A 5,778-nucleotide genomic window follows, 5' to 3' on the forward strand; every position below is an offset into this window, starting at 1 on the left:
GGCAAGTGCTATCGGTAGTGAATCAATTTTGTTCGTGGGTTCAAAACTGTACAGTTTTTATGCGAAAAAATCTTTTTCGCAAATTGCAATAGCAAGTTGCAACAATTCTTAAGTCTGTAGTAGATTGCCTCGAGTTTTCTGAGGAAGGAGCGTAGCGACGAGCGAGGAAAACTCGCGCGGCGGCGCGGCTCACGCGGCAGCGTATATTCGATCGAGCTCCTGCTCGAACAGTTCCTCCGGTGTATGGTACCCCAGAATCTTTCGGGGTAGATTGTTGATTATGTCAGCGAAGTAGAGAATATCGTCGGCGCTGTAGTCATCTATGCTCTTTCCTTTAGGGATGAATCTTCGCAGCATCTTGTTGTGGCACTCATTAGTTCCCTTTTCGTAGGAAGAATACGGATGAGTGAAATAGACGGCTATCCCTTTAGCTTCCACCTGAGAGAGGTTGGCAAATTCAGAACCGTTATCTCCGGTTATGCTTTTGAACACCTCGTTGTATTTATCTCCGAAGTGCTCAATGAGACCGACTAAGGCTTCATCAATCGCCTCAGCTGAGTGATCTTTTACCTTGAGCCAAATAGACTTCCTTCGCTTTCTTTCTACCAAGGTCATCACCTGAGATTCGCCTTCAACTTTTCTGCCGATGACGCTGTCGATCTCCCAGTGACCAAACTCTTCTCTGGTATTTACAGAATCGGGACGCTGCTCAATACTGTTGCCGAGTTTTCGCTTGTTTTCGCGGCTTTTCTTAGATTTTGTCTTTCTCGATAGCTTCTCAGGTAAATCGATATTCTTGATTTCGAGCAAGCCCAGATCCACATAGTTATACAGCGTTTTGGTACATACCATTTCATCATCTTTGTATAGATGATTGGCTTTGGCATACCCCACACAGGCGTCCAGTGACCACTTGTCTTCCTTGAAATGCTTTTCTACATATCTGAGAAAGCCGACTACATCTAATGTGTGATAATTACGCCGACTGTTTTGTCGGTTTTCGAGATATACTTCTTTGGCTACATCGGCTTTGTATCTTGCGACCTTTCCATCGTAAAGCATAACTGTTCCGCGCTTGACTTCGTTCTTTATGGTGTTGTATGGTCTGCCCAAATGCTTGGCGATCGCATATATTGTCCACTTGTCTTTCAGACGAACTTCTATTTCATGTCGTTCCTCTGATGTGATGTGTTGATATTTCTTGTGTTCTGTGTTACAATTTGGATTGTCCATAGTGATGATCCTTTCGAATTGGTTCCGCAAACTCAATTCTACTACAGAATCGTCACTGTGGACTCTTTTATTTTATTGTTGCAACTTCATTTTACAATGCGCCTTTAAATTTTTTTAAAAAATTTTCAAAATCTTACTTCAAAAATGACCTCTCCCAGTGGGTACAAGTGAGAGGGTTGTTTCCGAGCCATCGGAAAAGACCTTTTCACGAACTTTGACAACTGAATATCATTTCTTCAAGTACGTTACTTGTGTAAGCAGAAATGCGAAGCTACCTCAGCGGTACGCCACGACCTCCTTTCAGGAGCGAGCGCTAATTCCGTCTGTGAGTATCGGGCTGCTCCCGATATGGCGACGACCTGCACAAGCGATAATGATACTTCTCTACGGAGCTGGCGGAGTACCCGGCAGAGGTGAGATTCCTATGAGCCTGATAGCAGTCAGGCGCTTGAAGAACTTCCCATATAGATTTATCTATCCGCTGGGGTGTCGAGGACAAATAAGCGGAAAAGTTACATAGCTGTTTTTGCAGGACAGCTATTAAACCATTTGAAAGGAGGAAAACGAATGCCAAACTGCAAAACTATTGCTATTTGCAATCAGAAGGGCGGTGTCGGAAAAACGACAACCACAATGAACTTGGGCATTGGCTTGGCAAAGCAAGGTAAAAAGGTACTCCTCGTTGACTGTGATCCACAGGGCGACTTAACAACCTGTCTTGGTTGGCAGCGTGTCGATGAAATCCCTGTTACCCTCGCTACCAAAATGCACGAGATTATCCGTGACGATAGCACAGATGTAAAAAGCGGTATTCTCCACCACGAAGAAGGCGTAGACCTCATTCCTTCCAATACGGATTTGGAAGCGCTGGAGATGTACCTTGTGACGGCTATGAGCCGTGAGAACATCTTGAAGAACTATCTGAACAAGGTGAAGCCGAACTACGACTATATCCTTATTGATTGCAGACCTTCACTCGGTATGTTGACCTTAAACGCTTTGACGGCTGCCGACAGCGTTGTTATTCCTGTTCAGGCACAGTATTTGCCTGCAAGGGCTATGACACAGCTTCTTCGGACAGTATCAAAGGTAAAGGCGCACACCAATCCTAATTTGGCGATTGACGGCATTTTACTGACAATCGTTGATAACAGGACAAACCTTGCTAAAAGCACGATGGACGCAATTCGTGAAAACTTTGGTAGCGTTATCAGGATTTACAAATCCAAAATCCCCGTTGCGGTAAAAGCCGCCGAGGTATCGTCCAAAGGAAAGAGTATTTACGCCTATGAGCCAAACAGCAAGGCAGCACAGGCATACGCTGATTTCACAAAGGAGGTGCTTGCAAGTGGCAGACAGAAAGAGCGACTTCGCTCTGCCAACGCTCGATGACCTTTTCTCCACGCAGGAGGAACGGGACGACGCAAGGCTTGAAAAGATAAGGGATATTCCCCTTGACTTGATTGATGACTTTCCCGACCACCCGTTTCACGTTAGAGATGACGAGGATATGGTACAGCTTGTCGAGAGCATCAAGACCAACGGCGTTTTAACGCCTGCCGTTCTCCGTCAGAAAGAGGACGGGCGATATGAGCTTGTAAGCGGTCACCGCAGAAAGCGAGCTTGTGAGCTTGCAGGGCTTACTACTCTCAGGAGTGAGATTAAGGACTTAACCCGTGACGAAGCGGTTGTATATATGGTTGAGAGTAATTTTCAGCGTACAACAATCCTTCCCAGCGAGAAAGCCTTTGCTTACAAAATGAGAAATGAAGCCATTAAACGTCAAGGAGAGCGCACAGATTTAACTTCATCCCCACTGGGGATTAAGTTAAGTGGAAAACAAAGTCTTGATGTAATAAGTCAGGAATCAGGCGACAGCCGCAATCAAATTCACCGATATATCCGTTTAACAAACCTTGTTCCCGAACTTTTAGAGCTTGTGGACGAGGGCAGAATCAAAATGCGTCCTGCCGTTGAGCTGTCATATCTCGACGAGGATAGTCAGCGTGATGTTGTCGAGCAGATTGACATTAACGACTGCACACCGTCGCACGACCAAACAATCCGAATGAGGAAAATGTTTGATAGCGGCAAGCTGACGGCGGAAGCTGTTGAAGCGATTATGTCGGAAGAAAAGCCCAACCAGCGTGAGCGTATTGTGCTGCGTGGTGACAGAGTACGAAGCCTTATTCCGAAGAATGTTCAGTTGAAGGACACGGAGGACTATGTGTGTAAGGCTCTGGAGCATTACGCCAAGTATCTGCGCCACCGTTCAGAGCGTGACAGCAGGTAGGAAGTGCAAAACTTATTTTTTTGACTTTCCCCTTTCTCACACTCTAACCCCTAAGACTACCTGTACTAACCGAAAAGAAAGATATTAACTATCTCTTAAATATACTCTATCTCATAAACAATATCTTTCTTAAAAGTGCAGGCAAACCGATTCAAACACACAATTTCAATTCAAAACTTATGGAGGTAAACCAATGACAAAAGTTTTCAACAAGAGAAACGCCAAGCGTGTTACGGCGATCCTTTTAGCCGTTGTAGCTGTCGTTTCTTCAATTTTCATTATTCCCACCGCCAGTGCTGCCGGAAAAGAGGTCACTGTGACCTTTGACTACTGCTACGACACAGGCGGCAATATCATCTCATTCGTAAAGTACACCGAACACGGCGGCTATACCGTCGGAACTGTCGGCGAGGAACTCTGCCGCATCTATGCAGACGGCAAAGACGCATATTGCATTGAGCCGGGACACTCGCTCTATTCAGGCAACACCCTGACATCCGACGCTTCGGCTGCGTGGAACGCACTCAGCAAGGCTCAGAAGAAGGCGGTCAATCTCGCCCTTCTTTTCGGAAAGTCAGGCAGCAGCTCCAGCCTTGTCGGTACTGACGGACAGAAGTGGATTGCAACCCAGCTTGTTGTATGGGAATTCTGCACAGGCTGTCGTGACGCTTCTACGTTCAAGCTCAGCAATTCCAAGTTTATTGACGGTATCACCGCAGGCGACCACAATCCGAATGTAAAGACCAATTACAACAAGATTATTGCCAAGCTGAACGACTACAATGTCATTCCGAGCTTTTCCTACGATACTCAGGCAAAGGCAAAGAACAGCGTCAAGGAGCTGAAATACAGTGACGGCAAGTACACTCTTACCCTTACTGACAGCAACAAAATCTTATCCGATTACACCTTCAAAAAGACAGGCGATGTGTCTGTTTCCGTTTCGGGTAACAGTATTACTCTGACCTCAACGAAGGCGATTCCCAACGCTCTTGTATTCAGCGCAACGAAGAAAATGCCCAATGTCACGACAACCCTTGTCGCTTGCGGCAGCTCCTCAAAGCAGGACGTTGTAACGGGCGTTCAGTCCGATACCGAAACCAAGACAGCGTATTTCGCTGTTAAGACTTCGGCAGGCTCGCTCAAAATCGTCAAGACCTCCGATGACGGAAAGGTTGACGGCGTAAAATTCAAGATTACGGGTGCTGACAATTACAGCAAGACCGTTACCACCAACGCAAAGGGCGAATTTCAGATTGACGACCTCAAGGTCGGCACATATACCGTAACTGAGGTCACTGAGGAAAGATATGAGGATCAGAAAGCGCAGACCGTTAAGGTAGAAAGCGGCAAGACCGCCACCGTGAAATTCAGCAATATTCTGAAGCGTGGCGACCTTGAGGTTGTAAAGACCTCGGAGGATAATTTCAACGAGGGTGTTAAATTCCACCTTTACGGCACATCACTCTCAGGCGCAAAAGTTGACGAATACGCTACCACCGACAAGAACGGCGTAGCCAACTTCAAGAATATCCTTGTAAGCGGCGATAAGCCCTACACTCTTGAAGAAGTAGATACCGCTACTCGTTACGTTGTTCCGAAGTCCCAGACCACACCTATCACTTGGGATAAGGTTGCAAAGAGAGAATTCACCAACACCCTCAAAAAGTTTATCGTTGAGGTTGCAAAGGTCGATTCCGAAACAAAGAAGCCGCAGGGCGACGCTTCCCTTGCAGGAGCAAAGTACGGCATCTATGACGGCGATAAGCTGATTGATACCTACACCACTGACAAAGACGGTAAATTTACCACAAAGGAATATGTCTGCGGTGATAATTGGACTATCAGAGAGATTGAGCCGTCCGAGGGCTATCAGCTCGATAAGACCGTCTATCCTGTCGGCGCAGAAGCCAAGAAATACACCATCGAACACAACAAATGCGTTCTCAGCGTAAACGAGGACGTTATCAAGGGCGATATTGAAATCGTTAAGCATACGGATCAGGGACAGACCAAAATCGAAACGCCCGAAGAAGGAGCTACGTTTCAACTCTTTCTCAAAAGCGCAGGGAGTTTTGACAACGCACACGAAAGCGTCCGTGACACCCTTGTCTGCGACGAAAAAGGCTACGCAAAATCCAAAAAGCTGCCCTATGGCACTTACACCGTGCATCAGACCTACGGATGGGAAGGTCGTCACTATGTCGATGATTTCGATGTGTATGTTTGCGACCTGTCTCTTATACACATCT

At 46.4% G+C, this 5,778-nt stretch carries 4 protein-coding genes; 3 read left to right on the forward strand and 1 reads right to left on the reverse strand.

Annotated elements, in window-relative coordinates:
• Positions 1–189: 189 nt before the first annotated feature.
• Positions 190–1,233, reverse strand: a complete 1,044-nt coding sequence (locus KQI83_RS11265) for an IS30 family transposase (protein WP_216557933.1) — start codon at positions 1,231–1,233, stop codon at positions 190–192.
• 567 nt (positions 1,234–1,800) lie between these two features.
• Here KQI83_RS11265 and KQI83_RS11270 point away from each other — a divergent pair.
• The 3 genes from KQI83_RS11270 to KQI83_RS11280 all read left to right on the forward strand — a co-directional run.
• Positions 1,801–2,625: a ParA family protein gene (locus tag KQI83_RS11270; RefSeq protein WP_216557942.1), complete on the forward strand. Its 825-nt coding sequence runs from the start codon at positions 1,801–1,803 to the stop codon at positions 2,623–2,625.
• Positions 2,582–3,526 (forward strand): ParB/RepB/Spo0J family partition protein, encoded by a 945-nt coding sequence (locus KQI83_RS11275; RefSeq protein ID WP_216557936.1) that lies wholly within the window; start codon positions 2,582–2,584, stop codon positions 3,524–3,526. Before KQI83_RS11270 ends, KQI83_RS11275 begins: the two co-directional genes overlap by 44 nt.
• A 193-nt stretch (positions 3,527–3,719) precedes the next feature.
• The coding region (locus tag KQI83_RS11280) for a thioester domain-containing protein (RefSeq protein WP_216557939.1) at positions 3,720–5,778 on the forward strand (2,059 nt) is incomplete at its 3' end.

The sequence above is a fragment of the Roseburia sp. MSJ-14 genome (assembly GCF_018918225.1).
In the GTDB taxonomy this organism is placed as follows: domain Bacteria; phylum Bacillota; class Clostridia; order Lachnospirales; family Lachnospiraceae; genus Petralouisia.

Excerpts from the sequence above, each read along its gene's own strand:
- KQI83_RS11270 (WP_216557942.1), top strand. The coding sequence starts at position 1,801 with ATGCCAAACTGCAAAACTATTGCTATTTGCAATCAGAAGGGCGGTGTC.
- KQI83_RS11265 (WP_216557933.1), bottom strand. The coding sequence starts at position 1,233 with ATGGACAATCCAAATTGTAACACAGAACACAAGAAATATCAACACATC.